The following is a 26,452-nucleotide window of genomic DNA, read 5'->3' as shown; positions in this document are numbered from 1 at the left end:
GATAGGCAGTGAACTCAAGCGAGATATGTGCACGCTACCCTCGGGATGTCAAGTTTTCCCTAACGGCCCGAACCGGTCTCGCCTACGCCCGGGCTATCCGGGAGGCTCGCCATGACCTTCAACGCCGCCGAGAAACATCAGTCCCAGGTCCCGGCGCTGCAGCTGCTGGTGGCGCTCGGGTTCATCCCGCTCTCGCAGGAGGAGGCGCTTCGCCTGCGCAGCGGGCGGCTGCGGAACGTGGTGTTGGATGACGTGCTCGCCGAGCAGCTCATGCGCATCAACCGCTTCACGCATCGCGGCCGCGAGTACGCCTTCGACCTCGAGGACGCGCACGAGGCGATGCGGCGGCTCAAGCCCACGCCAGACCGGCTGAAGGGCCTGCGCGGCACCAACCAGGACATCTACGACACGCTCGTCCTCGGCACGACGATCACCAAGGCCATCGACGGCGACTCGAAGAGCTATTCGTTCCGCTACATCGATTGGGAGCGGCCGGAGAACAATGTCTTCCACGTCACCGCAGAGTTCTCGGTCGAGAGGACTGCGTCGAGCCAGACCAAGCGCTGCGACATCGTCGCGTTCGTGAACGGCATCCCCGTTCTGGTGATCGAGAACAAGCGGCCGACCGAGAGCCTCAACAAGGCGGACAGCCAGCTGATCGGCTACCAGAACGAGGACAACATCCCGCAGCTCTTCCACTTCGCGCAGCTTCTGATGGTGATGAACCGGAACGAGGCGCGTTATGCGACCGTGGGCACGCCGCGGAAGTTCTGGCAGACCTGGCGCGACGAGGAAGACACCGACGAGGCCATCGCGCCCTTTGCCAACCGCGTGCTCACCGCGGCGGAGAAGGACGCCATCTTCTCCGGTGATTTCGCGGGCGCGCGCGCCTATTTCGACGCACTGGCCGCTGAGGGCGAGCGTGCGGTCACGGTTCAGGACCGGACGGTGTACGCGCTGTGCCGCCCCGAGCGGTTGCTCGATCTCATCCGCCGCTTCACCGTGTTCGACGGCGGCGTCCGCAAGGTCGCGCGCCATCAGCAGTTCTTCGGGATCCGGCGCGCGGTCGAAACGGTCAAGCAGCACGACCTGAACGGCGCCAGGAAGGGCGGCGTGATCTGGCATACGCAGGGTTCGGGCAAATCATTGACGATGGTGATGCTTGGGCGCTCGCTCGCTCTCGAGCGCAGCATCGAGAACCCGCGGATCATCATCGTCACGGACCGCGACGATCTCGACAAGCAGATCAAGGACACCTTCAAGTCCTGCGACCTAGAGCCGGTCCGTGCGACGAGCGGGGCTCACCTTCTGGAGCTGGTCCAGAACAAGGCTCCGCTGATCACCACGATCATCAACAAGTTCGACACGGCGCTGAGGAACAGCAAGCTGGCGGACGACGACCCGAACATCTTCGTACTGGTCGACGAGAGTCACAGGACGCAGACAGGGCGCTATGGCGGCCACAGCCAATTCGCCGCCAAGATGCGGCGCCTCCTGCCCAAGGCCTGCTACCTCGGCTTCACAGGCACGCCCCTGCTGAAGAAGGAGAAGAACACGCTTTCGACCTTCGGGCGGCTGATCCACCGCTACGCCATCGACGAGGCGGTCGCCGACGGCGCCGTCGTGCCGCTGCTCTACGAGGGACGACTTGTGGAGCAGCAGGTCTCGGGCACCGTGATCGACCGCTGGTTCGAGAAGATCAGCGAAGGGCTCACCGAGGACCAGAAGCGTGATCTGAAGCGGAAGTTCTCCCGGATGGACGCTCTGGCCAAGACCGACCAGGCCATCCGAGCCAAGGCCTTCGACATCTCCGAGCACTATCGCCAGCACTGGCAGGGGACCGGCTTCAAGGCGCAGCTTGTTGCCCCCTCGAAGGCCGCAGCCGTCCGCTTCAAGGAAGTTCTCGACGAGATCGGCCACGTCTCGAGTGCGATCGTCATCTCGCCTCCGGACGAGAACGAAGGCAACGAGGAGGTCGACCAGGAATCCAAGGACCTCGTGCGCCGCTTCTGGTCGCAGATGATGGCAAAGTACAAGACCGAGGAGGAGTACAACCGCCAGATCATCGATGCATTCAAGGGCTCCGGCGATCCTGAGATCCTGATCGTCGTCTCCAAGCTTCTCACCGGCTTCGACGCCCCCCGGAACACGGTGCTCTACGTCTGCAAGTCCCTGAAGGAACACAATCTCCTCCAGGCGATTGCGCGCGTGAACCGTCTCTACGAGGACGGCGGCACGGAAAAGCAGTTCGGTTTCATCGTCGATTACGAGGGGCTTCTGGGCGAATTGGACAGCGCCCTGACGACCTATAGCGCCTTCGAAGGTTACGAGGCCGCGGACCTCGCAGGGACGGTGCACGATGTCCGGGAGGAGATCCGCAAGCTGCCCCAGCTGCACGATCAGCTCTGGGACCTCTTCAAACCGGTCCGCAACAAGAAGGACATGGAGCAGTTCGAGCAGCACCTCGCTGACGAGGCGCTGCGCCACGAGTTCTATGCGCGCCTCAAGGCATTCAGCCGCTGCCTGCACATCTCGCTCTCATCCGACAAGCTGTTCGATGTCTTCGACGAAGCCAAGATCGATGCCCTGAAACGCGACTGGAAGCAGTTCTCCGAACTCAAGCGCTCGGTCCAGCTCCGCTACCAGGAGGCGGTCGATGTCCGCGAATTCGAGCCGAAGATTCAGAAGCTCCTTGATGACCACGTCGTGGCAATGCCGGCGGAGACCATCATCGAGGTGGTAAACATCAACGATCCCGACGCGCTGAAGGCCGTCGTCGAAGAGACGGGGGTCTCCGAGGCCTCGAGGGCCGATCGCATCGCCAGCGCGACCCGGCGGGCGATCACCGAGAAGATGGATGAGGACCCGACGTTCTACAAACAGTTCTCCGAGCTGCTGGAAGAGACCATCCGCGCCTACCGCGAGAAGCGGCTGTCCGAGCGCGAATACCTGAACAGCGTCGTGGACCTCGCGAGCAAAGTTGCACGCAAGGATCGCGGCCGCGATGTTCCGGAAAGCATCCGGGGCGATGAGGATGCGCAGGCGTTCTTCGGGATCCTGGACGGTCAGCTGAAGACCGAAGGCGATGAGCTGGTAGCCGGCGACGATGCCGCAGCGATCGCTCAACAGATCATCGACATCATCAAGTCCCACCTGATCGTGGACATCTGGTCGAACGAGGTGGCTCAGAACAATCTGCGCAATGCCATCGATGACTACTTCTTTGACGTCCTTCGCGACGAGAAGGGCATCGACCTCCCTGTGGAGGTGCTCGACGATCTCGAACTGAAGATCATGGACCTTGCCCGGGCCCGGTTCGCAGCATGACGCGGGAATTGCATCGCCTGCAGTACGGAGAGCGGGAGATCCAATACGAAATCGTCCGCCGCCCGAGGAAGACACTGGAGATCGCCGTCGAGCCGGATGCGTCGGTGGTGATCGCGGCCCCGGAGGATGCAACGCTCGACGCGATCGAAGCCAAGTTGCGGAAGCGCGCCGCTTGGGTGACGCGGCAGCAGAGGTATTTTTCCCAGTTCCTACCGCGGACGCCGGAGCGCCGGTTCGTCGCCGGAGAAACGCATCTTTACCTGGGGCGCCAGTACCGGCTGAAGGTCGTCCCGCATGTCCAGGAAAGCGTGAAGCTGATCCGCGGCTTCATCGTCGTGCAGACTCACCGGCCAACGAGGCCAGAGGTGACACGCGAACTGGTCGAGGCATGGTATCGCGATCGGGCTCACATCAAGTTTCCGGAACGGATCGAACTCTGTCTCGGTCTGTTCCCGGATCCCGAGGCATTCCGTCCGAAGGGTCTCATCGTGCGCCAGACCCGGCAGCGATGGGGATCCATGTCACCGGCCGGACGCCTGCTGCTGAACCGCCGCCTCGTGCAGGCGCCGGTCGATGCTATCGACTACGTGATCACCCACGAACTCTGCCACGTGGCCGAACCCCATCACGGGGCAGCCTTCTTCGATCTCCTCGACAAGGTGATGCCCGACTGGGAGCGCCGGAAGCAGAGACTGGAACGGGCCATGGCCTGAGAACTTCCGAACCCGGTCGCGGCAGCCCCAAACGCGACTCCAATCCAAGCAATTTCAAAGACTTGAATTTCTCACATATCTACAGGGGCTTATGAGAAATTCACCAAAATGGCGCAGTCATGAGGTCGGGAGAATATCGGCCCTGAGAGACCGCTTTCGGGCCACCTGTCAGCAGGGGCAGTGCTCAGCCCCGCCCGCATAACCCTCGAAAACAACGGAAAAATCCGGCCGGAGCCGGATCGGGAGAACGCTTTCGCGAGGGCAAGTGGCGGAGGAGGTGGGATTCGAACCCACGGGAGGCTTTCGCCCCCGGCGGTTTTCAAGACCGCAGCAATCGACCGCTCTGCCACTCCTCCGGCATGCTCTCGATAGGACAGCTGCTGCGCGGAGGGAAGCCGGCCGGCGCATCACGCCGGCGTGGGCGACCGTCCCCGATCGCCCGCCTTGCCTTTTCATCCTGCCGCCCCATCGCTATGGTCCCGCAGCAGCGGGCCGGGGGGGTGCAGGGATGGCCTTCTGCCCGGCCCTGTCGGGAAGGATCATCGAAGGGGACCGGTCAACGGTTCCACGCGGCAGAGGGGCCGACACGAACTGAGGGGCAGGCCATGAAGGATGGATGGGCGGGCTGTCCGGATCGACATGGAGGCGCGGGGTGCCGGCCCTTGCGCTGCTGGTGCTTCTGGGCGCCTGCGCCGGCGCGACAGATGGAACGGCGGGCCGCGGCGGGGCCGCCACGCAGACCACACAGCTTGTCGAGACCGATATCGAAGCCCCGGAAGTCTTCCATGTGACGGCCCAGGGGCTCTGGGACGGGCGGCCCTCGCTCGGCGGGGTCTGGGTGGCCCATCCCGATGTGCGCGACCCCGAACGGGTGATCGTGCGCAACCAGGACAACGGGAATTTCGTCATCGGCGCCCTCTTCCGCCGCGAGCGGCTCAATCCGGGCCCGGAGATCCAGGTCTCCTCGGATGCGGCCGAGGCTCTGGGGATGCTGGCCGGCGCCCCGGCGATGCTCAACATCACCGCCCTGCGCCGGCAGGAGGCCACCGCACCGACCCCGACCGAGGCGACATCGCCCGTGGCCGTCCCCGATGACGGGCCGGCCGCTGCCGCCGCACCGGCAGGGAATGCGGTGACGACGACGGCGCTGCCGGACGGGGCCGTCGTGGCGGCACCGGGGACGGCCCCCAACGGCGATCCGGCCGCCGCAGCCGCCGTTGCGGCGGCGACATCCGCCATCCTCGGCGGTTCGCCCGCCGCGCCGGTCGCCGCCCCGGCCCTGGCGACATCGCCGCTCGAACGGCCCTTCATCCAGCTCGGCATCTTCAGCGTGGAGGCCAATGCCCAGAGCCTGGCCCGGGAGATGACGGCAAAGGGGCTGCCGGCGCGCGTCGTCGCCAGCCAGACACAGGGCCAGGCCTTCTGGCGCGTGCTCGTCGGCCCCGCCGGAACCGAGAGCGAACGCCAGCAATTCCTCGACCGTGTGAAGGCAGAAGGCTTTGCCGACGCCTATGCCGTGCGGAACTGATCCCCAGAGACCGGGAGGTGCCGATGACCCGCCTGCTTGCCGCGATCCTCTTCTGTCTCCTCGCGCTGCCGCTGCGCGCGCAACAGTTCGAGACCGCAGCCACCGCGGCCTGGGTCTATGACCAGACCACGGGCACCGTTCTTCTGGAGAAGAACGCGCATGTGCCGCTCCCCCCCGCCTCCATGTCCAAGCTGATGACGCTCTACATGGCCTTCGAGGCGGTCCGGAACGGGCATCTGACACTCGACACCCGTCTGCCCGTCTCGGAACATGCCATGAGCTATGGGGGATCCTCGATGTTCCTCAACACGCTCGACCGTCCGAGGGTGGAGGATCTGCTGCGCGGGATCGTGGTGCTGTCGGGCAACGACGCCACCGTGGTGATCGCCGAGGCGCTGTCCCCCGACGGGACGGAAGCGGGCTTTGCCACGCTGATGAATGCCAAGGCCCGCGAACTGGGCCTGAACGATTCCCATTTCGTCAATTCCAACGGCTGGCCGGCCGAAGGGCAGGTGATGTCGATGCATGACCTGGGGCGCCTGGCCGAGCATCTGATCGAGGACTTTCCCGAATTCTATCCCCTCTTTGCCGAGGAGGAATTCGCCTTCGACGAACGCGTGCCTGCCAACCGGCACAACCGCAACCCGATCCTGGGCCTCGTGCCCGGCGCCGACGGGCTCAAGACAGGCCATACCTCCGAAGCGGGCTATGGGCTTGTCGGCTCGGCCGTGCAGGGCAATCGTCGCGTGATCTTCGTCATCACGGGGCTGCCCTCCGAACAGGCCCGCCGGACCGAGGCCGAACGCATCGTCAACTGGGCCTTCCGCCAGTTCGCCCTGCGCGAGGTGGCCAAGGCCGGCACCCGCCTCGCCGAAGCCGAGGTCTGGATGGGCGCCCAGCCGACCGTGGGCCTTGTCCTGCCGAAGGACCTGGCCATCCTTGTCCCCACCCTTGGCAACGGGGTGGAAGCGAGCGTCGCCTATCAGGGGCCGATCGCCGCGCCGATCGCGCAGGGGCAGGAGATTGCCCAGCTGGTCCTGCGCCGCGAAGGGCTGCCGGACATGCGCCTGCCGCTCGTGGCCGAAACGGCCGTGCCGGCGGGGGGCTTCGGACCACGCCTGCAGACCGCGCTGGGGGTGCTGATGGGCAAGGCCGGACTTGCCCCCCTCTCCGGCCTGGCCATCCCCCCCGCCGCCGCGCCGCAGACCGGCACCGATCCCGCAGCGGCAGGCGGCGATGGGGCGTGACGGTCTGTTCGTCAGCTTCGAGGGGATCGACGGCTCGGGCAAATCCACCCAGGCGCGGCTCCTGACCGAAGCCCTGCGGGCGACCGGCCGCGAGGTCGTGCTCACGCGGGAGCCGGGCGGCAGCCCCGGCGCCGAGGAGATCCGCCGCCTGCTCCTGACCGGCGGACCCGACCGCTGGTCGCCGGAAACCGAGATCCTGCTCTTCACCGCCGCCCGCCGCGACCATCTGGAACGCACGATCCGCCCGGCCCTGGCGCGGGGCGCGGTGGTGATCACCGACCGCTTCGCCGATTCCACCCGCGTCTATCAGGGGGCCGCCCGGGCCGATCTGCGCGCCACCGTGGACCGCCTTCATGCCCTCATGATCGGGCAGGACCCGGATCTGACCCTTGTCATCGACATGGATCCGCGCCGCGCTCTGGCCCGCGGCCTGGCCCGCCGCTCTGGCGAGGACCGCTTCGAGGACATGGGCCTTGCCTTTCAGGAGCGTCTGCGCACCGGCTATGCCGCCCTCGCCGCCGAAGACCCTGACCGCATCCGTATCCTCGACGGCGACCGCCCGCCCGAAGCGATCGCCCGAGAGGCCACGGCCCTTGTCCTGGCCCGGCTGTCTGACTGATGGCACGCCCGTCCGCCCCCGAACAGGACTCCGGTCCCGAGCCCGACCGCCGTCCGGGCGCCCCCCATCCGCGCGAAGCACCGGCCCTGTTCGGCCAGCAGGCCGCCGAGGAGGGCATCCTCGCCGCGCTGCGGGCCGGCCGCGTGCATTCGGGCTGGCTCCTGACGGGGCCGGACGGGGTCGGCAAGGCCACCCTGGCCTACCGGATCGCGGGGGCCCTGCTCCGCTGGCGGCCCGGCGCCTCGCCTCCGCAGACCCTGGAGCCGCCGCCCGGCGATGCGGACATGCGGCTTGTGCGGGCCGGCTCGCATCCGCGCCTGTTCGTCCTGCGCCGCGGGACGGATGATCGGGGCAACCTGCGCACCGTCATTACCGTGGAGGACGCGCGGGCCCTGCGCGATTTCCTCGCCCTGTCCGCCGCGGATGGCGGGCGGCGCGTGGTGATCATCGATGCCGCAGACGATCTGAACCCCAATGCCGCCAATGCCATCCTCAAGCTTCTGGAAGAGCCCCCGCCGCTTGTCACGCTGCTGCTGGTCTGCCATCAGCCGGCCCGCCTGCTGACGACGATCCGGTCGCGCTGCCGCGTCCTGCGGCTGTCGCCCCTGACCCCGACCGATCTGGCCGCCGCCATGGACGCCATCGGCCTTGCGACGGACCGGCCCCTGGCGCTGACGGAACTGGCGCAGGGCTCGCCCGGCCGCGCCGTCCGCCTCGTGAACGAAGGCGGGCTCGATCTCTATGCCGATCTCGTGTCGCTGCTCGCCCCGCTTCCGCGGCTCGACCGGGCTGCCGCGATCCGTCTGGCCGAATCGCTGGCCGGCCGGATGCAGGACGCTCGTTTCGCCCTGGCGATCGACCTGGCCGATCTGCTGCTGACCCGCCTGGCCCGGGCAGGTCTCTGCGGCCCCCTCCCCGAGGCGGCGCCGGGCGAAGCCGCCCTGTTCGCCCGCCTCTCTCCCCATGACCGGGCCGCCCGCCTCTGGGCCGAGCGTCAGGCCAACCTGTCGGCACGGATCCGTCAGGCCCGGTCGGTCAATCTTGACCCTGCGGCGCTGATCCTCGATATGCTCCTGTCCATCGAGCAGACGGCGCGACAGGCCGCCGCAGCCTGACACCGCCGCCCAGTCATGACCGAAGCCGACACGATCCCTCCCCTCGCACCCCTGGTGGACAGCCACTGTCACCTCGATTTCCCCGACTTTGCGGCGGATCTCGATGCCGTTCTGGCCCGGGCCCGCGCCGCCGGGGTGGAGCGCATGGTCACCATCTGCACCCGCCTGCGCCATGAACCGCCCGTGCGCGCCATCGCCGAGGCGCATGCGGGTGTCTTCCATGCCGTCGGCACCCATCCCCTGAGCGCCGCCGAGGAACCGATGGCGACCGTGGAGGATCTGGTCGCCCTCGCGGCCCATCCCCGCTGCGTCGGCATCGGCGAATCCGGGCTCGACTATCATTACAGCCCGGCTTCGGCCGAGACCCAGCGCCGCTCCTTCCGCATCCATATCGAGGCCGCGCAGGAAACCGGCCTGCCGCTGATCGTCCATGCCCGCGAGGCCGACGCGGATGTGGAGCGCCTTCTGTCCGAAGCCCATGCCCGCAGACCCTTTGCCTGCGTCATGCACTGCTTCTCCTCGGGCGAGAGGCTGGCCCGGGCCGCGATCGAGATGGGCTTCTACCTCTCCGCCTCGGGCATTGCCGCCTTCCCCCGCAGCGAATCCCTGCGCGCCATCTTTGCCGCCGCGCCGCTCGACCGCATCCTGCTCGAGACGGATGCCCCCTATCTCGCGCCGCCCCCCGTGCGGGAGCGCAACGAACCGGCCTATGTCGCGCATACGGCCCGGGCCCTGGCCCCGCTCTGGGGCCTGACGCCCGAGGCCTTCGCCAAGGCCACCACGGCGAATTTCGACCGTCTCTTCGCGAAGGCCCGGCCGTGAGCGCGACCTTCACGATCCTCGGTTGCGGTTCCTCGGGCGGCGTGCCGCGGATCGGCCCGGACGGAGAGCCGCACTGGGGCGCCTGCGATCCGGCGGATCCGCGCAACCGGCGGCGGCGCTGCTCGGCGCTGGCGATGCGCAGGGGCCCGCGGGGGGCGACGCGCGTGCTCATCGACACCTCGCCGGATCTGCGGCTTCAGCTTCTGGATGCCCGCGTCGGGCTGCTCGATGCCGTGCTCTACACCCATCCCCATGCCGACCATGTGCATGGCATCGACGATCTGCGCCTTGTCGTCCACAACATGCGCTCGCGCCTGCCCGTCTGGGCCGACGAGCGCACCGCGCGCGAATTGCGCGCCCGTTTCGGCTATGCCTTCGAGACCCCGCCCGGATCGGCCTATCCGCCGATCTGCGACCTGCGGCTGATCGAGGGGCCCGTGACGGTGGAGGGAGAGGGCGGGCCGCTCTGCTTCATCCCCTTCGCCGTCGAGCACGGCAGGATCCCCGCTCTCGGCTTTCGCATCGGCGATCTGGCCTATCTGCCCGATGTCTCGGCGATTCCCGAATCGGTCTGGCCGCTGCTCGAGGGCCTGAACTGCCTTGTCATCGACGCCCTGCGCTACACCCCGCACCCGACGCACGCCCATCTTGATCTGGCGCTCGAATGGATCGCGCGATCCGGCGTTCCGCATGCCGTGATCACCAACATGCATGTGGATCTGGATTACGCCGAACTGGCCGCCCGCCTGCCGCCGGGGGTGATCCCGGCGCATGACGGCCTGGCGATCCCCTTCGCGCCATGAGCCTGCTCCTCTCCGTCATCCTGCCCGTCTTTCTCGTGATCGGCGCGGGCTATGCGAGCGCGCGCGCGGGCCTGCTGGAGGCCGCCCATATCGACGGGCTGATGCGCTTTGCCCAGGGCATCGCCCTACCCTGCCTGCTGTTCGGGGGGCTGGCGCGGATGGATCTCGGCACGGCCTTCGATCCGGCCCTGATCGGCACCTTCTACAGTGCCGCCGGCGCCTGTTTCGTGATCGGCATGGCGGGGGCGCGCCGGATCTTCGGCCGCCCGCCCGAGGATGCCGTCGCCATCGGTTTCGCGACCTTCTTTTCCAACTCGCTGCTGCTTGGCCTGCCGATCACCGAGCGCGCCTTCGGCCCCGACGCCATCGCCCCCAATCTGGCGATCATCGCCTTCCATTCGCCCTTCTGCTATCTTGTTGGTATCACGGTGATGGAATTCGTCCGCTCGGGCGGCGCAGGACACTCGGTCCTGACCGTGCCCCGCCAGGTCGCTGGCGCGATGGCGCGCAATCCTCTCGTCCTCGGCATCCTGCTGGGCCTTGCCGTCAACGTGACCGGCCTGCCCCTGCCCGCAACCCTCCGGGAGGCGGTAGATTTCATCGCCCGCGCCGGCATTCCGGCGGCGCCGTTCGGGCTGGGCGGGGTGCTCACGCGATACCGGCCCGAGGGTGACGGGCCCACGATCCTGTTCATCGTCGCGCTGTCGCTGCTGCTCCAGCCTGCCCTGGCCTACGGCCTCGGGACATGGGTCGGTCTGGATCTCGGGCCGCTGCGATCGGCGGTCGTCACGGCGGCGATGGCGCCGGGGGTCAATGCCTATCTCTTTGCGGCGATGTATGGCCGGGGCATGCGTGTCGCGGCCTCGGCCGTCCTGCTGGGCACCGCGCTCAGCCTCCTGACCGGCACCTTCTGGCTCTGGCTGCTGCGCTGATCCGCCCCGTCCGTGCCCGGCGGGAGGCGCCTCCGCCGCAACGGGCGGCGATCAGGACGGCGACAGGCCGCGCAGCCTCTCGTTGCGGCGCCGCAGCAGCTCGAGCGCGATGAGCAGCAGGATCGACACCGTGACCAGCACCGTCGCCGCGGCCAGGATGGTGGGGCTGATCTGCTCGCGCAGGCCGGTGAACATCTGCCAGGGCAGGGTCTTCTGCCCGGCCGCGCCCATGAACATGACGACCACCACCTCGTCGAAGGAGGTGATGAAGGCGAACAGGCCCCCCGCCACGACGCCGGGCATGATGAGGGGCATCTGCACCTTGAGGAAGGTCCGCACCGGCCCCGCGCCGAGCGACGCCGCCGCCCGCGTCAGCGACCGGTCGAAGCCGACGAGCGTCGCCGTCACCGTGATGATGACGAAGGGCACGCCCAGCGCCGCATGGGCCAGCACCACCCCCCAGTAGGTCCCCTGGAGCCCGATCCGGCTGTAGAAGAAATACATCCCGGCAGCCGAGATGATCAGCGGCACGATCATCGGCGAGATCAGGATCGCCATGATCGCACGTTTCCAGGGCATGTGGGCCTGCGACAGTCCCACCGCGGCCAGCGTGCCAAGCGTCACCGCGATCAGCGTCGCCATCGGCGCGATCTTGAGCGAGTTCCAGAGCGGCAGCTGCCAGTCGATATTGGTGAAGAAGTCGCGGTAGTGCTTGAGGGAGTAGCCCGCCGGGTCGAGCGCCAGCATCTCCGGCGTGAAGGTGAAGAAGTCCCGTGCGTTGAAGGAGAGCGGGATGATGACGATGATCGGCGCGACAAGGTAGAACAGCACGAGGCCGACGATGACCCGCAGGCCGTAATGCCAGGCCCGCTGGGCGGGGGTTGCATAGCGTGGCAGGGCCATGGTCTCAGCCTCCCAGCTTCACGTTGTCGATGCCCACGAGCCGGTCATAGATCCAGTAGAGGATCAGCACCGCGACGAGCAGGATCGTCCCCAGCGCGGCGGCCAGTCCCCAGTTGAGGCTCGAGGAGATGTGGTAGGCGATCCGGTTGGAGATGAAGACGCCCCGCGTGCCGCCCACGAGCTCGGGAGTGATGTAGTAGCCGATGGCCAGGATGAAGACGAGGATCGATCCTGCCCCGATGCCGGGAATGGACTGCGGGAAATAGACCCGCCAGAAGGCGGTCCAGTCATTCGCGCCCAGACTGCGCGCCGCGCGCATGTAGGCGGGCGGGATGCCCTTCATGACCGAATACATCGGCAGGATCATGAAGGGCAGCAGGATATGCGTCATGGCGATGATGGTGCCCGTCTGGTTGTTGATCATCACCAGGCGGGCATTGTCGGCCACCAGCCCCGCCCAGACGAGGATGTCATTGATCACCCCCTGCTGCTGGAGCAGCACCTTCCAGGCCGATGTCCGCACCAGCAGCGAGGTCCAGAAGGGCAGCAGCACAAGGATCATCAGCAGGTTCGCGGTCCGGGCGGGCAGCGTGGAGAGCAGGAAGGCCACCGGATAGCCCAGAAGGATGCACAGCCCCGTGATGAGAAGCGACATCACGAAGGTGCGCAGGAAGAGGGCATTGTAGATGCGTTCGCTGGCCGGGCGGGGGGCGATGCCGTCCTCGCTCAGCCGCAGATCGAGGGCTGCCAGATAATACCCGGCCGTATAGGGGGCAGAGAAGGTGCGCAGCGTGGACCAGATCCCGGGATCGCCCCAGCCCGATTCGGCCTCGATCATCAGCTCGCGGATCGAGGGGGTCTCCCAGCCCGAGACATCGACGGCCGGCAGGCCCGGCGGCTGCGCACCGGCCGCGAGGTCGCGCCAGAGCGCGGCATAGACCATGTCGCCCGGCTGTTCCTCGGCCGGGTCGTCGTTGTCGGCCTCGATGGTGAAGCGCGCCCAGGCGTCATAGGCATCCGTCGTCTCGGGCAGCGCGGCCCGGATGGCGGGATCGACCATCCAGGCGGCCCAGCGGGCCGGATCGGCGAAGGCGGGATCGGCGGCCACGAACTGATCGGCATAGACATCCGTCCCGATGCGCCCGATCGCCCGTCCCGTCCCGCGCAGGAGCGACGAGGCCCCCCCCATTTCATAGTTGAGCCGCGTGCCGAGCTGGGTGTGCCGCTTGTAGGCCTCGGCGACGACCAGATCCTCGTAGAGGGCGACAAAGACCGGCTCGCCCGGGACGGGATCGGGATCCTCGGCCAGCGCCTCCACGGTGCGGGGCAGCGTCTCGGGGACGATGTGATTGTCCACCGAGCGGAACAGCATGTCCGCGATCGGCAGGGCGAAGAACACCAGGATGAAGGCCAGAAGCGGCGCCACCAGAAGGAAGGCCCGTCTTTTCTGGCGCCGCAGGCTGCGCTGGAGGCTCACCCGCAGGGGTGTGCCATCGGCTGCCAGCATCGTCGTCCCCTCCGGCGCGGCGCGCCCGTCCGGCAGCCTGTCCACCGTCATGTCGGCCATGTCCCTGCCCCCTGCCGCGCGGGGACGCCGCCGCAGCGCCGCCCCCGCCTGGTCCATTCCTGCCGGTTTTTCCTTACTGGGCCAGCCAGTTCTGGAACCGGGCCTCGGCCTCGTCCTGATTGTCGGCCCACCAGTCGATGGAGTTGACGATGTAATGGGTCATGTTCTCCGGGTTGGTGGGCATGTGAGGCGCCATCTCGATGCCGAGATCGACATGCGTGCTCACCAGCGGCTGCGAGGAAGCCCGGGCCGGCCCGTAGGCGATGTATTTCGCCTGATCGGCCAGGCGCTGGGTATCCGTGGCGAAGCGCAGGAAATGCATCACCCGGTTCATCCGCTCCTCGGACAGGCCGGCGGGCACGATCCAGCCGTCATAGTCGAAGACCTGATGGTCCCACAGCATCGCGACCGGCTGGCCCTGTTCGGCGATGACCGAGAACAGCCGCCCGTTGTAGGTGGAGCCCATGACCACTTCCTTGTCGGCCAGAAGCTGCGGCGTCTCGGCCCCGGCGGTCCACCAGATCACGCTGTCGCGGATGGTGTCGAGCTTGGCCAGGGCGCGGTCGATGCCTTCCGGCGTGGAGAGCACGTCATAGACCTCTTCGGCGGGCACGCCGTCGCAGACCAGCGCCCATTCGAGGTTCTTCTTCGGGCTGCGCTGGAGAGAGCGCATGCCGGGGAAGGTCTCGAGGTCGAAGACATCGCAGATGTCGTCGGGCGTCTGGCCGTTCCACTCGGCCACGTCCGTGCGATAGCCGAAGGTCGTGGAGAAGACGATCTGCGGGACGAAGCACTCGTTGACGATGGCTTCGCCGAAATCCTCGCTGGCCGGGGTGCCATCGGGCGCGGGGGCCAGGGCCTCGTCATGGTCGATCTCGACGGCCAGACCCTCGTCGCAGGCACGCTGGGCGTCGGGCCCTTCCACATCCACGAGGTCGAAGGGCATGTTGCCCGCCTCCTGCGCGGCGCGCAGCTTGGCCACGGCCTCGTTGGAGGACTCGTCCCAGGTCACGGTGATGCCCGTCTGGGCGACATAGGGCTCCACATAGGCCTTGAGCTGGCTGTTCTGATAGGCCCCACCCCAGGACATGATCACCATGCTGTCGGCACAGTTCTCGCAAGGGGGCAGCGTCTCGCCCTCCTGCGCGAGGGCAGCGCCCGTCATCGGCAGCAGCGCCAGTGCCGCCGATCCCATCCAAGTCGCGATCCGCATTGTCGTTCTCCCTGTAGTCGTTTCTTCACGCCGCATCGAGCGCGCGGCAATCCTCGGGCAGCCAGCCGATGCGCAGCCGCTCGCCCGGCCGAAGCCGGCGCTGATCGGCAGCGTTGCGGTATTTCATCACGAATTCGTCCGTCCCCGCGACGCGCAGCCGGGCCCGGAAGCTTTCGCCCATATAGGTGAATTCGAGCACCTCGGCCTCGAGCGTGTGGGCATCCGCCTGCAGCCGTTCGGGACGAAACTCCACCCGTTCGGGGCGGATGGAGACCCTTGTGCGCTCTCCCGGACGCGAGACGTTGACGGGCACCGCATCGATCACGGACCCATCCGGCAGACGCACCGTGCAGCGCCCCCCGGCGATCTGCTCGACGGTCCCCTCAAGGGCATTGTTCTCGCCGATGAAGCGGGCGACGAAGCTGTTCATGGGCCGCTCATAGAGCTCGTCGGGCGGGGCGAGCTGCTGGACGACGCCGTCATTGAAGACCGCGACGCGGTCCGACATGGTCAGCGCCTCGGTCTGGTCGTGGGTCACATAGACCACCGTGATGCCGAGATTGTCCGCCAGATGCTTGATCTCGAACTGCATGTGCTCGCGCAACTGCTTGTCGAGCGCGCCGAGCGGCTCGTCCATCAGCACGAGCTCGGGCTCGAAGACGAGGGCGCGGGCCAGGGCGATGCGCTGCTGCTGGCCGCCCGAAAGCTGGGCGGGACGGCGGCCGGCGAAGGCGCCCATCTTCACCATGTCGAGGGCGCGGGCGATCTTGGCCTCGCGCTCGGCCTTGCCGATTCCCCGCACCTCGAGGGGGAAGGCCAGGTTCTCGGCCACCGACATGTGGGGAAACAGCGCATAATTCTGGAACACCATGCCGATGCCCCGCTTGTGAGGGGGCACGTCGTTGATGTCCCGGCCTGCCAGACGGATCTGCCCATGCGTCGCCGTCTCGAAGCCGGCCAGCATCATGAGACAGGTCGTCTTGCCGGAACCGGACGGGCCGAGCATCGTCAGGAACTCGCCCTTCGCGATCGACAGGTTGAGATCCTTCACGACAAGCGTGACGCCGTCATAGCTTTTCTGGACGCGCTCAAAGGCCACAAAGGCCTCATCGGAGGCGGGTTCCTTCACCCCTGTTCTCTCCCTGTTGCCGCGGCGGTTGCCCCGCCGGTCTGGTCCCCTGACCCCGCTTAGCGCCGCCTGCGCGAAGTTGCAACGGAGGTGGCGCTACCATGAATCCGGGCGGCTTCCGGGCAAGTCCCCGGAGCATCCGCCAACACATCGGATGCGTCCGGCCCGGTCCGCCGCGGCGGACCCTGCATCGGCCTGCTTCGGAGGAAGAGATTCTGGCGCGCTGGGGAGGATTCGAACCCCCGACCCCTTGATTCGTAGTCAAGTACTCTATCCAACTGAGCTACCAGCGCGCGACAGAGTGGGCGCCATGTAGCCGCAGCCGCCGCGGATGGCAAGAGGGGGCGGACGGATCGATGGCCGCCTATTCCGCGGCCTCGGGCGGCAGGGGCGGACGGTCGGCGACGGGGGACAGGGCGCTGTCCTCCTTGGGCAGGCGGATGACGAATTCCGTGCCCGTCTCGTCGCTGCGGCGCAGCTCGAGCCGCCCGCCATGTCCGCGTATCAGCTCGGCCGCGATGGCCAGGCCGAGCCCCGTCCCCCCCTTGCTGGCCCGCCCCTGAAAGGGCTGGAAGAGATGCTCGCGCGCCTTGGGCGGCAGGCCGGGCCCCGTATCGGCAATGCTGATCCACCAGGCTTCGTCGTCCTCCCAGGCGCGCAGGCCGATCTCCCCTGCCTCGCCCGTGGCCGCGATCGCCTGCCGGGCATTGCGCACCAGATTGAGCAGCACCCGATGGATCTGCTCTCCATCCGCGCGCAGCATCAGCCCCCTGGGGATGTCCTCGGAGAAGGAGATGTCCTGATCTCCTGCGGCGAGGCGCTCGCCATCGATGACCTCGGCCACGATGGAGGCCAGGTTGACACGGGCAAGGCGCGGGGGGGGTTCCTCCACCCGGCCGAAGGCCAGCGTCGATTCGCACAGCGAGATCGCCCGGTTCAGCGCGGCCACAATCTTGGGCGCAAGGCGCCGGGCCAGCGGGTCGTCGGTCTCCTCCAGGCGGTCGGTGAAGAGCTGCGCCGAAGCCAGGATGTTGCGCAGGTCATGGCTGATCTTGGCGACCGCCGCACCCAGCTGGGCCAGCCGCTCCTTCTGCCGCAGCGCCCCGGTGAGCTGGAGCTGCATCGACCGCAGAGCCTCCTCCGCCTCGCGCAGCTCGATCACGGTGGCGGTCGGCGTGAGGATGCGGCGCGCATCCTCCGGCTCGGCGGCATAGGCGCGCATCGCATCCACCACGCCGCGGATGGGCCGCACCAGCAGCACCTGCACCGCCAGCACCAGAAGCGCCGCCACCAGCAGGATCAGCAGCGCCGAAAGGCCAAGGACACGCAACCCGTCCTCGATCATCGCGCGGCGCAGCGGCCCCTGCTCCATGGTGATCTCGATCAGCACCCCCCCATCCTGCACGGGTTGTCCGATGATGCGGATGATCCGCCGCCCGGGATCGGCCAGGGTGACCAGCGCATCGCGGATCAGCGACCAGGCGCCGGCTTCGCGCAGGTCGTAGGTGGCATGGATCGGCTCGGGGATGGGCGAGGACAGCGCCAGCTGCCGCATCGCATCCCGGCGCAGCGCGACATTGTAGACGCCGGCATTGCGCAGCAGCTCTGCCTCCAGGGCCTCGTCCAGCGGGGCATCGGCGGCCGCTGCGGCCAGCGAGGCGATCTGCGCCGCCTCGAGCCGCGCCTCGATATAGTCGAGCCGCGACCGCGCCACCGTGGGCACGACGATCAGCACCTCCGCCAGAAGGGCGAAGGCCGCGGTGAGGATCAGGAACCGCCCCGAAAGCGTGCGGAACATCGGGCCTCCCGAAGGGGCCGTCAGGGCCCCGACCCTATGTAGGGCGGCCTCGCACGCTTGTGTATCGGCTTGTCTGCCCTGCATGCGTTGTGGGCTTCGCCAGGCGGCGCGCAGACCCGCCGGGGCCGCCCGCAGCCCATCCCCCCTTGCGTTGACAGGGCGTGACGGCTCGCCTAAGGGACAGGCTTCGGATGACAGCGCCGGGGGATGCCCTCGCGCGCCCCTGACGGAGTGTTCCGCGATGAAGCGCACCTTCCAGCCTTCCAACCGCGTGCGCAAGGCCCGCCACGGCTTTCGCGCGCGCATGGCGACCAAGGGCGGCCGTGCCGTTCTGAGCCGTCGCCGCGCCCGCGGCCGCAAGGTTCTCTCCGCCTGAGGTGGGGACGGCAGGGCCGATTGCCGTCCTGAAGCGGCGTGCGGATTTCGTCGCCGCCTCGCAGGCCCTGCGCGCCGGCATGCCCGGCTTCTCGCTCCAGGCCCGCGCGCGGGGGGATGACGGTCCGCCGCGCGTCGGCTTCACTTGTTCGCGCAAGGTCGGCCATGCGGTGGCCCGCAACCGCGCCAAGCGCCGGCTGCGCGCCCTCGCGCGCGAGGTTCTGGTCGAACAGGGGCGGCCCGGTTGGGACTATGTCCTGGTCGGCCGTCCCGGCACGACGGCCGATCTTCCCTTCGACCGCCTGCGCGAGGATCTGCGCCGCGCGCTCGCCCGCATCCACCGCCCGCCGCCCGGGGCCGCAACGGAAGAGACCGCCGCCAGCGCCGCTGCCGGCGCCGTCCCGGGAACCGCCGCGGAGGGGGGACGATGACCCCCGCGGCTTGGATGCTCGCGCTGCCTGTCCGGGCCTATCGGCTGTTGCTCTCGCCCTGGGTGGGCCATCATTGCCGCTACACCCCCACCTGTTCGGCCTATGCGCTGGAGGCCCTGTCGCGCCATGGCGCCCTTCGCGGGGGCTGGCTCGCTCTGCGCCGCCTGGCACGCTGTCACCCCTGGGGCGGAATGGGCGTGGACGACGTGCCGGAGTGACGTGCCGGAGTGACGTGCCGGAGTGACGTGCCGGAGTGATCCCGGCCCGGGGGTTCCGTTCCCGCCCGGCCGGGGCTATGTGCCCATCTGACAGAGGAGCCGCCGGAGGCCCCCCCCCGACTGCGCGACACGACCGACGCCCCCGACGATATCCATCCCCTCTTTCACGGCGCCCCCCGCACCACGGAGTTCCGCAAGCTGCGCAAGCGCCTCGTGCAGGACGTGCGCGAGGCGATCGAGCGCTACGGCATGGTGACACCGGGGCATCGCTGGCTTGTCTGCCTGTCGGGCGGCAAGGACAGCTACACGTTGCTCGCCATCCTGCACGAGCTCAGATGGCGCGGCCTGCTGCCTGTCGATCTGCTTGCCTGCAATCTCGATCAGGGCCAGCCGGGCTTTCCCGCGACCGTCCTGCCCGAGTTCCTCGCCCGCATGGGGGTGCCCCACCGGATCGAGTATCAGGATACCTACAGCGTCGTCACCGCGAAGATCCCGCAGGGGCGGACCTACTGTTCGCTCTGCTCGCGACTGCGGCGGGGCCATCTCTATCGCATCGCGCGCGAGGAAGGGTGCCAGGCCGTCGTTCTCGGCCATCATCGCGACGACATCCTGGAAACCTTCTTCCTCAATCTGTTCTTCGGGGCCCGCCTCGCCGCGATGCCGCCCAAGCTGCTGAATGACGAGGGCGATCTGCTGGTGCTGCGCCCCCTTGCCCATGTCGCCGAGGCCGATTGCGACCGATTCGCCCGCGCCATGGGCTATCCGATCATCCCCTGCGACCTGTGCGGCTCGCAGGAAGGGCTCCAGAGGGCGCAGGTCAAGGCACTGCTCGACGAATGGGAGCGCCGCACGCCCGGTCGCCGGGCGCTCATGTTCCGCGCGCTCCAGACGGTGCGGCCCTCGCATCTGCTCGATCCGGCGCTGCAGGATTTCCTGGCGCTGGCACCGCGGCCGGCGGCGACAGATCAGGACAATTCGACGGAAATTCATCTTCCGCGTTAACGTGCTGTTTGGATTTTCGCCCTAAGCGTGCAAGGGCCGGGCCGATCCCCGGCCGCAGCGAAGGGGCGCTCGATGATCCGCAACACAGCCCGGTTCCGCCGCATGCGCGGCCTCGCGGTCCCGTCAGGGCGGGTTCTTCTGGCCCTGGCGGTCCTGTCGGCCGCCCTGGCGCTTGCACTGCAGGAGGGGGATGAGCAGGCGGCCCTGGCGCTCGCCGTGCCGGCGGCCATGGCACTCGGGCTGGCTCTGGCGCGCGGCGCGCCGCCGGCTCCGGGCGATGCGCTCACCGGTCTGGGCACGCGAAACGGCCTGGTCTCCGCACTGGACCGCATCCTTGCCGCTGCACGGCCGGATGGGCCATCCACGGCCGTCCTCGTGATCGAGATCGACCGCTTTCGCCTTCTGGAAGAACGGCATGATCATGCCGCGGTGGAACGGATCCTCACCGTCACGGCCCAACGTCTGCGCGATCATCTGCGCGAAACCGATCATGCCGCCCGGCTCGAGGGGCCCATGTTCGCGGTCGCGCTGTCGCCGGTCCGCCGTCTTGATCTGGAGGGGGCGATCCAGCTTGCCGGCCGTCTCCAGCGCGCCCTGTCCGAGCCGATCGCCCTGGGCGGGATGAGCGTCCATCTGACCGTCTCGGTCGGCTTCGCCCTGCCGGCCCGGCTCCGCTCTCCCACGGGCGAGACACTGCTTCAGGCAGCCATGCTCGCCCTGATCGAGGCTCAGCGCAACGGGCCGGGGGCCATCCGCTCCTATTCCGAGGCGATGCATGCCCGCATCAACAGCCGTGGCGCCCTTGCGGGGGAGGTGGCCGCCGCGCTCGAGCGGGGTGAGATCCAGGCCTATTTCCAGCCCCAGATCAGCACCACCACCGGCGCGGTCACCGGCTTCGAGGCGCTGGCCCGCTGGCAGCATCCCTCGCGCGGGTTGATTCCCCCGGCCGAATTCCTGCCTGCGGTGGCAGAGGCCGGCCTCATGCCGCGTCTGGGCCAGAAGATGATCCGCGATGCGCTGACGGCGCTGCGGGAATGGGATGCGTTGGGGCTTGCAGTGCCGCGTGTGGGGGTCAACTTCTCCTCGGTCGAACTGTGCGATCCCCGTCTCGTGGACCGAATCGGATGGGAGCTCGACCGCTTCGGGCTGACGCCTGACCGGCTCGTGGTGGAGGTGCTCGAATCCGTCGTGGCCTCCCAGTCCGAGGATCTGGTGATCCGCAATCTGGCCAGTCTGGCCCGTCTCGGCTGCTGCCTCGATCTGGATGACTTCGGCACCGGTCATGCCTCCATCACCTCGATCCGGCGCTTTTCCATCGAGCGCATCAAGATCGACCGCAGTTTTGTCACCCGCATCGACGAGGATCCCGAACAGGCGCGGATGGTCTCGGCGATCCTGACGATGGCGGACCGGCTGGGCCTCGACACGCTGGCCGAAGGGGTAGAGACCGCGGGCGAGCAGGCTGTGCTCGCCCGTCTCGGCTGCGGTCATGTGCAGGGGTTCGGCATCGCCCGCCCCATGCCCTTCGGCGAGACGGCCGGCTGGCTCCGGGCCTGGGAGGCGCGCCGCGACGGCGGGACAAGGCTCCGGGTGGTCTGACGGCCCCTGAGGCGCCCCCGATGCGGTCTGCGGCCTCGCCCGGATGCGGGGCCATGCAGCGGGGCATGGGCTCAGCCCCCCTGCCCGCCGCCTGACACCCCGCCTGACACCCCGCCTGACACAAGGGCCGCCCCGGGATCGGTGCGGGACCGGTGCGGACAGAGAGCCTGTGCCAGGGCGAACGGGACAGGGCGCACAACAAGATGTGAGGCCTGACGCCCGCGGATCGGCCGGTCCTTGCCGCGCCCACCGGCAAAACCGCTTGACTGTCCGGCCTGCCGGGTCTTGAAGCACTCGACTCGCCGCGCGCCCTGTCGCGGCCCAGCCAAGCGCCCGGACGGATCTCCGATGAACGACCCGAATCAGACCAAGAACCTGATCCTTGCGACGGGGCTGAGCTTCCTCGTCATCCTCGTCTGGTTCTGGCTGTTCCCGCCGCCCGAACAGGCCCCCTCGCCCGAACCGGGATCCCTCGCCTCCGAGACGGCCGCTGCCGCCGTGGCCGCACCCGAACCGGGCGAACCCGGTGCCGTCACGGCCGAGGAGGTCTCGGGCACCCTGACGCCCGCGCCGCGCATCGCCATCGACACGCCCTCGCTGACCGGGTCGCTCAGCCTGCGGGGGGCGCGGCTCGATGATCTCGCGCTCAAGGGCTATCGCGTCACGCTCGACAATCCCGAACTGGTGCGTCTGCTGACGCCGGCGGGCTCTCCCTATCCCTATTACGTGGTCCATGGCTGGAGCGCGGGCGAAGGCCTGGCTGCGGATGCCGTGCCGGGCCCGGACACGGTGTGGACGCTCGCCGAAGGCGCCCCCCCGCCCGAGGCCGGAGCGGCCGCCGATCCCGATGCGGGGGCCGCCCTTCCCCCCACGCCGGCGGCCCTGGGCGGCGATCCCCTGCAAGGGGCCGAGATCGTCGCCACGCTCACGCCGTCCAGCCCGGTGACGCTGACCTGGGAGAATGGCCGGGGCCTGCGCTTCACGCGCGTGATCTCGGTGGATGACGAATTCATGTTCACCATCACCGAGCGGGTGGAGAACATGACCGGCGAGGCCGTCACCCTCTCGCCCTATGGCTTCATCGCCCGCGAGGGGCGAGAGGACTCCTACGCCAACTTCATCCTGCACGAAGGCGTGGTGCGCATGTCGGATGGCACGCTGCAGGAGATCGACTATCCCGATCTGCCCGATCTGCCTGCGGCCGAGGACGGCTCGCGGCAGGAGGTGATCGAGGTCGCGCAGGACGGCTGGATCGGCTTCACCGACAAGTACTGGATGACCACGCTGATCCCCGAGCCGGGCAGCGCCTTCCGTTCGGTCGCACGTTACATTCCGCAGACCGGCACGCTCCAGACGCTGGCGCGCCGCCCGGCCGAGACCATCGCTCCCGGTGCGGCGGTGGAATACCGCACGCTGGTCTTTGCCGGTGCCAAGGAATGGGAGACGATCCGCAACTACCAGAATGTCCTGGGGATCGACCGCTTCCTCGATTCGATCGACTGGGGCTGGTTCTGGTTCCTGACCAAGCCGATGTTCTGGCTCCTGCATCATCTCCATCAGATGATCGGGAACATGGGCTGGGCGATCATCGCGCTGACCCTCGTGATCAAGGCGCTGGTCCTTCCGCTGGCCTGGAAATCCTACAGCTCCATGGCGCGCATGCGCGAGCTCCAGCCCCAGATGGAGGCGCTGCGCGAGAAGGTCGGCGATGACCGCATGGCCCTCCAGCAGGGCATCATGAAGCTCTACCGGGACAACAAGGTGAACCCGGCCTCGGGCTGTCTGCCGATCCTCGTGCAGATCCCGATCTTCTTTGCCCTCTACAAGGTGATCTTCGTCACCATCGAGCTGCGCCATGCCCCCTGGATCCTCTGGATCCGCGATCTGTCCGCACCGGATCCGACCTCGATCCTCAACCTCTTCGGACTGCTGCCCTGGGGCACGCCAGAGGTTGGCAGCTTCTTCCACATCTTCTCGATCGGCGTGCTGCCCATCTGCCTCGGCATCTCGATGTGGCTTCAGCAGAAGCTCAACCCGGTGCCCCCGGATCCGACCCAGCGGATGATCTTTGCCTGGATGCCCTGGATCTTCATGTTCATGCTGGGCACCTTCGCATCGGGTCTGGTGCTCTACTGGATCGCGAACAACCTCATCACCTTTGTCCAGCAGTATCTGATCATGCGCAGCCACGGCGCCAAGCCCGACATCTTCGGGAACATCCGTGCCGGCTGGCGGCGCAACAGGCCGGATGCGGCCAACACCCCGGCGCCCCCCCAGACGCAAGTGACCCTGCCCTTTCCCCTTGCCCCCGATCCGGACCCCGAGGCCGCAGAGACCGGCCGGCGTCTCTTCGCCGGCCCGGTGACCTTCCTCAAGGGCGTGACGGCGCTGGAAGCCCTGCCGCCCCCCGACCGGACAGAGATCTGCTTTGCCGGCCGCTCCAATGTCGGGAAGTCCAGCCTCATCAATGCGCTGACAGGGCGCAAGGGATTGGCGCGCGCCTCCGGTACCCCCGGCCGCACGCAGGAAATCAACTATTTCGCCCTGGGGGACCGGCACTATCTCGTGGATCTGCCCGGCTATGGCTTTGCCGAAGCGCCGAAGGCCGTCGTGGAGCGCTGGCAGCGCCTCCTGCGGGCCTATCTGGCCGGCCGGCCGAGCCTGCGCCGCGCCTTCGTCCTGATCGACGCCCGCCATGGCATCAAGCCCGTGGATGCGGAGATCCTCGCGCTGCTCGATCGGTCTGCCGTGGCCTTCCAGACGGTGCTGACCAAGGCCGACAAGATCGGCCCGGCCGCCCGCGAACGGGTGCTGGAGCAGGTCCGCGAAGCCCTCCAGCGCCATCCGGCCGCCTGCCCCGAACTTGTCGTCACCTCGTCCGAACGCGGCGAGGGAATCGCCACGCTCCGCGCCATCATCGCCCATCTCGACTGAGACCGTTCCGAGGAGACGGCCCATGAACCGCGACTGGATCGCCACCGCCCGCACCCTTTCCGAGGCGCTGCCCTATCTGCAGCGCTATTCCGGCGCGACCGTGGTGGTGAAATTCGGCGGCAATGCGATGGGCGACGATGCGGCAATGGCCCAGTTCGCCCGCGACATGGTCCTGATGCGCCAGGTCGGCATCGCCCCCGTGGTGGTCCATGGCGGGGGGCCGATGATCAACGCCATGCTCGACAAGCTCGGGATCGAATCGTCCTTCGTCCGCGGCAAGCGCGTCACGGACAAGGCCACCGTCGAGGTGGTGGAGATGATCCTCTCCGGTCTTGTCAACAAGCGCATCGTCCAGGCGATCAATGATGCAGGCGGCCGCGCGGTAGGCATCTCCGGCAAGGACGACGATCTGATGGTCTGCGAGGCCGACGATCCCGAGCTCGGCTTCGTCGGCCGCCCGGTCGAGATGAATGTCCAGGTCCTGCGCGATCTGACGGCGGCCGGCATCATCCCCGTGGTCGCCCCCGTCGGCACCGGCATGGCCGACAACGAGACCTTCAACGTCAATGGCGATACCGCCGCAGGCGCCATCGCCGGGGCCCTGAATGCCGACCGGCTCCTGCTGCTGACCGATGTGCCCGGCATCAAGGATGCCCGCGGCGAGGTGATCCGCGAGACGACCCCGGCCGAGATCCGCGCCATGATCGCCGACGGGACGATCTCGGGCGGGATGATCCCCAAGGCCGAAACGGTCCTCTATGCCATCGAGGCCGGGGTGCGGGCTGTCGTCATCCTGGATGGCCGGCTGCCCAATGCCCCGCTGATCGAGCTCTTTACCGATGCGGGGGCGGGCACCATCGTGCGCGGCGCGGCCTCGGCCGCTCGCCCGCGCCGTCGCTGAGGCCCGGCATGGACCCGCTGCCCGCCCTCGCCGACCGTGCGGCCCGGGCGGGGCTCTTCCTTTCCGGCATCGCCCCGCTCCGGCCAGAGGACGGCATGCCCCCCCGTTTTCGCTCCGTCGCCCTCCTTTCCCCGCAGGAGCCGGACTTCTGGCCGCTGTTTCGCGCCAGCCCCGAGGCGCAGGACGGCCAGCCGGACCCGCTCGACCGCTGGTCACGCCGGGTGATCGGGCGGATCGCCTGCGCGCTGGGTCTGAAGGCCGTCTTTCCCTTCGGCGGCCCGCCCTACCGGCCCTTTCTGGCCTGGGCGCTGCGCTCGGGCCGCTGCTGGTCCTCGCCGGCAACGCTTCTCGTGCACGAGACGGCCGGGCTCTGGATCAGTTTTCGCGGGGGCATCCTGCTCGGGACGGAAGCCCCGCCCGTGGCCGCCAGGCGGCCCTGCGACGGCTGCCCCGCGCCCTGCCTCGCGGCCTGCCCGCCCCGTGCACTGACGGCTTCCGGCTATGATCTGCCGGCCTGCCACGCCTTTCTCGACAGCCCCCCCGGCCAGGCCTGCATGACGCAGGGCTGCCGCGTCCGCGCGGCCTGCCCGGTGGGGGCATCGCGCCGCATGCCGGACCAGTCCGCCTTCCACATGAGGGCCTTCCACGCATGAGCCTGCATCTGCTGCTGATCCGGCATGCCAAATCCGACTGGAGCGATCCGCGCCTGCCGGATCATGAGCGCCCCCTCAACCCGCGCGGCCGGCGCGATGCCCCCCGCATGGGGGCCTGGATCGCCGCACAGGGATATGCCCCGCAGGAGGTGCTCTGTTCGGACGCCCTGCGCACGCGCCAGACGCTCGCGCTCATGCTGCCGCTGTGGGCCCCGCCGCCGGAGGTGAGCTATCATCGCGCCCTCTATCACGCGACACCCGAGGCGATGCTGGCGGTTCTGGAAGGCGCCTCTGCTTCGCGCGTGGCCCTGATCGGGCATAATCCGGGGATCGGACAGCTGATGGCGCGTCTTGCCCGGCAGGCCCCGGCGCATCCCCGCTGGGGCGATGTGCCGACCTGTGCCGTCGCCGCCCTGTCCTTCGATGCCCCCGACTGGTTCGCAATCCGCGAAGGCACGGGACGGCTCGAGGCCTTTGCCGTTCCCGCCGATCTGGCCTGACTGGGCCCGCCTCGCCCGGCCTTAACCGGATCTTAACCTTTCCCTGCTACGAAGAGGGGGATGAGGGCGCTCCGCTGCCCGAATCGCCCGCCCGCTCTGCCCTTGTCGTCCATCGTCCGGCAT

Annotated in this window: 23 protein-coding genes, 2 tRNA genes and 1 pseudogene; 19 read left to right on the top strand and 7 right to left on the bottom strand. The window is 68.4% G+C overall.

The genetic code is table 11. The features are described 5' to 3' along the window. Positions 1 to 111: 111 nt before the first annotated feature. Positions 112 to 3,327 (top strand): type I restriction endonuclease subunit R, encoded by a 3,216-nt coding sequence (locus RUTHE_RS11410; RefSeq protein ID WP_021098575.1) that lies wholly within the window; start codon positions 112 to 114, stop codon positions 3,325 to 3,327. Further along, the gene (locus RUTHE_RS11405; protein ID WP_021098574.1) at positions 3,324 to 4,040 is read left to right on the top strand and encodes a M48 family metallopeptidase; all 717 of its coding nucleotides are present in this window, start codon (positions 3,324 to 3,326) and stop codon (positions 4,038 to 4,040) included. Before RUTHE_RS11410 ends, RUTHE_RS11405 begins: the two co-directional genes overlap by 4 nt. A gap of 266 nt (positions 4,041 to 4,306) precedes the next feature. On the opposite strand, the gene RUTHE_RS11400 is transcribed toward RUTHE_RS11405, so the two are convergent. Then, positions 4,307 to 4,396, bottom strand: a tRNA-Ser gene (locus RUTHE_RS11400). A gap of 260 nt (positions 4,397 to 4,656) precedes the next feature. Here RUTHE_RS11400 and RUTHE_RS11395 point away from each other — a divergent pair. From RUTHE_RS11395 to RUTHE_RS11365, 7 genes are read left to right on the top strand one after another with little or no spacing between them, the layout of a single operon-like run. Then, on the top strand, positions 4,657 to 5,568 hold the full coding sequence (locus RUTHE_RS11395) for an SPOR domain-containing protein (RefSeq protein ID WP_051150447.1): 912 nt from the start codon (positions 4,657 to 4,659) through the stop codon (positions 5,566 to 5,568). A 23-nt stretch (positions 5,569 to 5,591) separates the two neighbouring features. Then, positions 5,592 to 6,815: a D-alanyl-D-alanine carboxypeptidase family protein gene (locus RUTHE_RS11390; RefSeq protein ID WP_021098572.1), complete on the top strand. Its 1,224-nt coding sequence runs from the start codon at positions 5,592 to 5,594 to the stop codon at positions 6,813 to 6,815. After that, complete coding sequence (tmk, locus tag RUTHE_RS11385; RefSeq protein ID WP_021098571.1) at positions 6,805 to 7,434, top strand: dTMP kinase; 630 nt, start codon at positions 6,805 to 6,807, stop codon at positions 7,432 to 7,434. Before RUTHE_RS11390 ends, tmk begins: the two co-directional genes overlap by 11 nt. Beyond that, positions 7,434 to 8,549 carry a DNA polymerase III subunit delta' gene (locus tag RUTHE_RS11380; protein ID WP_021098570.1) on the top strand — a complete coding sequence of 372 codons (1,116 nt, stop codon included), beginning with the start codon at positions 7,434 to 7,436 and terminating at the stop codon, positions 8,547 to 8,549. The genes tmk and RUTHE_RS11380 overlap by 1 nt, the downstream gene beginning before the upstream one ends. 15 nt (positions 8,550 to 8,564) lie before the next feature. Then, positions 8,565 to 9,371 (top strand): TatD family hydrolase, encoded by an 807-nt coding sequence (locus RUTHE_RS11375; protein WP_021098569.1) that lies wholly within the window; start codon positions 8,565 to 8,567, stop codon positions 9,369 to 9,371. Continuing rightward, on the top strand, positions 9,368 to 10,174 hold the full coding sequence (locus RUTHE_RS11370) for an MBL fold metallo-hydrolase (protein ID WP_021098568.1): 807 nt from the start codon (positions 9,368 to 9,370) through the stop codon (positions 10,172 to 10,174). The genes RUTHE_RS11375 and RUTHE_RS11370 overlap by 4 nt, the downstream gene beginning before the upstream one ends. Next, a complete protein-coding gene (locus RUTHE_RS11365; protein ID WP_021098567.1) occupies positions 10,171 to 11,106 on the top strand; it encodes an AEC family transporter in 936 nt (311 codons plus the stop codon). The genes RUTHE_RS11370 and RUTHE_RS11365 overlap by 4 nt, the downstream gene beginning before the upstream one ends. Positions 11,107 to 11,157: 51 nt before the next feature. On the opposite strand, the gene RUTHE_RS11360 is transcribed toward RUTHE_RS11365, so the two are convergent. The 6 genes from RUTHE_RS11360 to RUTHE_RS11335 form a co-directional block, all read right to left on the bottom strand. After that, on the bottom strand, positions 11,158 to 12,009 hold the full coding sequence (locus RUTHE_RS11360; protein ID WP_021098566.1) for an ABC transporter permease: 852 nt from the start codon (positions 12,007 to 12,009) through the stop codon (positions 11,158 to 11,160). A gap of 4 nt (positions 12,010 to 12,013) precedes the next feature. Next, on the bottom strand, positions 12,014 to 13,576 hold the full coding sequence (locus RUTHE_RS11355; RefSeq protein WP_021098565.1) for an ABC transporter permease: 1,563 nt from the start codon (positions 13,574 to 13,576) through the stop codon (positions 12,014 to 12,016). Between the two features lie 73 nt (positions 13,577 to 13,649). Further along, a complete protein-coding gene (locus RUTHE_RS11350) occupies positions 13,650 to 14,741 on the bottom strand; it encodes an extracellular solute-binding protein (RefSeq protein WP_245542234.1) in 1,092 nt (363 codons plus the stop codon). A 73-nt stretch (positions 14,742 to 14,814) separates the two neighbouring features. After that, complete coding sequence (locus RUTHE_RS11345) at positions 14,815 to 15,918, bottom strand: ABC transporter ATP-binding protein (protein ID WP_021098563.1); 1,104 nt, start codon at positions 15,916 to 15,918, stop codon at positions 14,815 to 14,817. 216 nt (positions 15,919 to 16,134) lie between these two features. Continuing rightward, positions 16,135 to 16,211 (bottom strand) — tRNA-Arg (locus RUTHE_RS11340). A 71-nt stretch (positions 16,212 to 16,282) separates the two neighbouring features. After that, positions 16,283 to 17,716 carry a sensor histidine kinase gene (locus RUTHE_RS11335; RefSeq protein ID WP_021098562.1) on the bottom strand — a complete coding sequence of 478 codons (1,434 nt, stop codon included), beginning with the start codon at positions 17,714 to 17,716 and terminating at the stop codon, positions 16,283 to 16,285. A 241-nt stretch (positions 17,717 to 17,957) separates the two neighbouring features. Here RUTHE_RS11335 and rpmH point away from each other — a divergent pair, with 241 nt between their 5' ends. From rpmH to RUTHE_RS11290, 10 genes and pseudogenes are all read left to right on the top strand, one after another. Beyond that, on the top strand, positions 17,958 to 18,092 hold the full coding sequence (rpmH, locus tag RUTHE_RS11330) for a 50S ribosomal protein L34 (protein ID WP_021098561.1): 135 nt from the start codon (positions 17,958 to 17,960) through the stop codon (positions 18,090 to 18,092). A gap of 1 nt (position 18,093) precedes the next feature. Beyond that, entirely contained in the window at positions 18,094 to 18,522 is a 429-nt protein-coding gene (gene rnpA / locus RUTHE_RS11325; RefSeq protein ID WP_021098560.1) for a ribonuclease P protein component, read from the top strand. Beyond that, positions 18,519 to 18,740: a membrane protein insertion efficiency factor YidD gene (gene yidD / locus RUTHE_RS11320; protein WP_021098559.1), complete on the top strand. Its 222-nt coding sequence runs from the start codon at positions 18,519 to 18,521 to the stop codon at positions 18,738 to 18,740. The genes rnpA and yidD overlap by 4 nt, the downstream gene beginning before the upstream one ends. Before the next feature lie 120 nt (positions 18,741 to 18,860). Continuing rightward, complete coding sequence (gene ttcA, locus RUTHE_RS11315; protein ID WP_040645729.1) at positions 18,861 to 19,742, top strand: tRNA 2-thiocytidine(32) synthetase TtcA; 882 nt, start codon at positions 18,861 to 18,863, stop codon at positions 19,740 to 19,742. A gap of 72 nt (positions 19,743 to 19,814) precedes the next feature. Next, positions 19,815 to 21,341 (top strand): putative bifunctional diguanylate cyclase/phosphodiesterase, encoded by a 1,527-nt coding sequence (locus tag RUTHE_RS11310; protein WP_021098557.1) that lies wholly within the window; start codon positions 19,815 to 19,817, stop codon positions 21,339 to 21,341. Positions 21,342 to 21,689: 348 nt separating this feature from the next. Beyond that, positions 21,690 to 23,594 (top strand): annotated as a pseudogene (yidC, locus tag RUTHE_RS11305) (membrane protein insertase YidC); the annotation flags it as partial. Between the two features lie 30 nt (positions 23,595 to 23,624). Beyond that, positions 23,625 to 24,275, top strand: coding sequence for a ribosome biogenesis GTP-binding protein YihA/YsxC (yihA, locus tag RUTHE_RS18655; protein ID WP_245542233.1), 651 nt, complete (start codon positions 23,625 to 23,627; stop codon positions 24,273 to 24,275). A 22-nt stretch (positions 24,276 to 24,297) separates the two neighbouring features. Then, positions 24,298 to 25,176 carry an acetylglutamate kinase gene (gene argB, locus RUTHE_RS11300; protein ID WP_021098555.1) on the top strand — a complete coding sequence of 293 codons (879 nt, stop codon included), beginning with the start codon at positions 24,298 to 24,300 and terminating at the stop codon, positions 25,174 to 25,176. 8 nt (positions 25,177 to 25,184) lie between these two features. Continuing rightward, positions 25,185 to 25,829 carry a hypothetical protein gene (locus RUTHE_RS11295; RefSeq protein WP_021098554.1) on the top strand — a complete coding sequence of 215 codons (645 nt, stop codon included), beginning with the start codon at positions 25,185 to 25,187 and terminating at the stop codon, positions 25,827 to 25,829. Beyond that, on the top strand, positions 25,826 to 26,329 hold the full coding sequence (locus RUTHE_RS11290; protein ID WP_021098553.1) for a SixA phosphatase family protein: 504 nt from the start codon (positions 25,826 to 25,828) through the stop codon (positions 26,327 to 26,329). The genes RUTHE_RS11295 and RUTHE_RS11290 overlap by 4 nt, the downstream gene beginning before the upstream one ends. Positions 26,330 to 26,452 lie beyond the last annotated feature (123 nt).

The organism is Rubellimicrobium thermophilum DSM 16684, assembly GCF_000442315.1.
Taxonomy (GTDB): Bacteria; Pseudomonadota; Alphaproteobacteria; order Rhodobacterales; family Rhodobacteraceae; genus Rubellimicrobium; species Rubellimicrobium thermophilum.
The sequence above is the reverse complement of the archived record's forward strand: the minus strand, read 5'-3'. Positions and strand labels throughout refer to the sequence as shown.

Excerpts from the sequence above, each read along its gene's own strand:
- RUTHE_RS11350 (WP_245542234.1), bottom strand. The coding sequence starts at position 14,741 with ATGACGGGCGCTGCCCTCGCGCAGGAGGGCGAGACGCTGCCCCCTTGC.
- RUTHE_RS11360 (WP_021098566.1), bottom strand. The coding sequence starts at position 12,009 with ATGGCCCTGCCACGCTATGCAACCCCCGCCCAGCGGGCCTGGCATTAC.
- RUTHE_RS11410 (WP_021098575.1), top strand. The coding sequence starts at position 112 with ATGACCTTCAACGCCGCCGAGAAACATCAGTCCCAGGTCCCGGCGCTG.
- argB (WP_021098555.1), top strand. The coding sequence starts at position 24,298 with ATGAACCGCGACTGGATCGCCACCGCCCGCACCCTTTCCGAGGCGCTG.
- RUTHE_RS11290 (WP_021098553.1), top strand. The coding sequence starts at position 25,826 with ATGAGCCTGCATCTGCTGCTGATCCGGCATGCCAAATCCGACTGGAGC.
- RUTHE_RS11390 (WP_021098572.1), top strand. The coding sequence starts at position 5,592 with ATGACCCGCCTGCTTGCCGCGATCCTCTTCTGTCTCCTCGCGCTGCCG.
- RUTHE_RS11375 (WP_021098569.1), top strand. The coding sequence starts at position 8,565 with ATGACCGAAGCCGACACGATCCCTCCCCTCGCACCCCTGGTGGACAGC.
- RUTHE_RS11295 (WP_021098554.1), top strand. The coding sequence starts at position 25,185 with ATGGACCCGCTGCCCGCCCTCGCCGACCGTGCGGCCCGGGCGGGGCTC.
- RUTHE_RS11335 (WP_021098562.1), bottom strand. The coding sequence starts at position 17,716 with ATGTTCCGCACGCTTTCGGGGCGGTTCCTGATCCTCACCGCGGCCTTC.
- RUTHE_RS11395 (WP_051150447.1), top strand. The coding sequence starts at position 4,657 with ATGGGCGGGCTGTCCGGATCGACATGGAGGCGCGGGGTGCCGGCCCTT.
- tmk (WP_021098571.1), top strand. The coding sequence starts at position 6,805 with ATGGGGCGTGACGGTCTGTTCGTCAGCTTCGAGGGGATCGACGGCTCG.
- RUTHE_RS11310 (WP_021098557.1), top strand. The coding sequence starts at position 19,815 with ATGATCCGCAACACAGCCCGGTTCCGCCGCATGCGCGGCCTCGCGGTC.
- RUTHE_RS11365 (WP_021098567.1), top strand. The coding sequence starts at position 10,171 with ATGAGCCTGCTCCTCTCCGTCATCCTGCCCGTCTTTCTCGTGATCGGC.
- rpmH (WP_021098561.1), top strand. The coding sequence starts at position 17,958 with ATGAAGCGCACCTTCCAGCCTTCCAACCGCGTGCGCAAGGCCCGCCAC.
- RUTHE_RS11405 (WP_021098574.1), top strand. The coding sequence starts at position 3,324 with ATGACGCGGGAATTGCATCGCCTGCAGTACGGAGAGCGGGAGATCCAA.
- yidD (WP_021098559.1), top strand. The coding sequence starts at position 18,519 with ATGACCCCCGCGGCTTGGATGCTCGCGCTGCCTGTCCGGGCCTATCGG.
- RUTHE_RS11380 (WP_021098570.1), top strand. The coding sequence starts at position 7,434 with ATGGCACGCCCGTCCGCCCCCGAACAGGACTCCGGTCCCGAGCCCGAC.
- RUTHE_RS11355 (WP_021098565.1), bottom strand. The coding sequence starts at position 13,576 with ATGGCCGACATGACGGTGGACAGGCTGCCGGACGGGCGCGCCGCGCCG.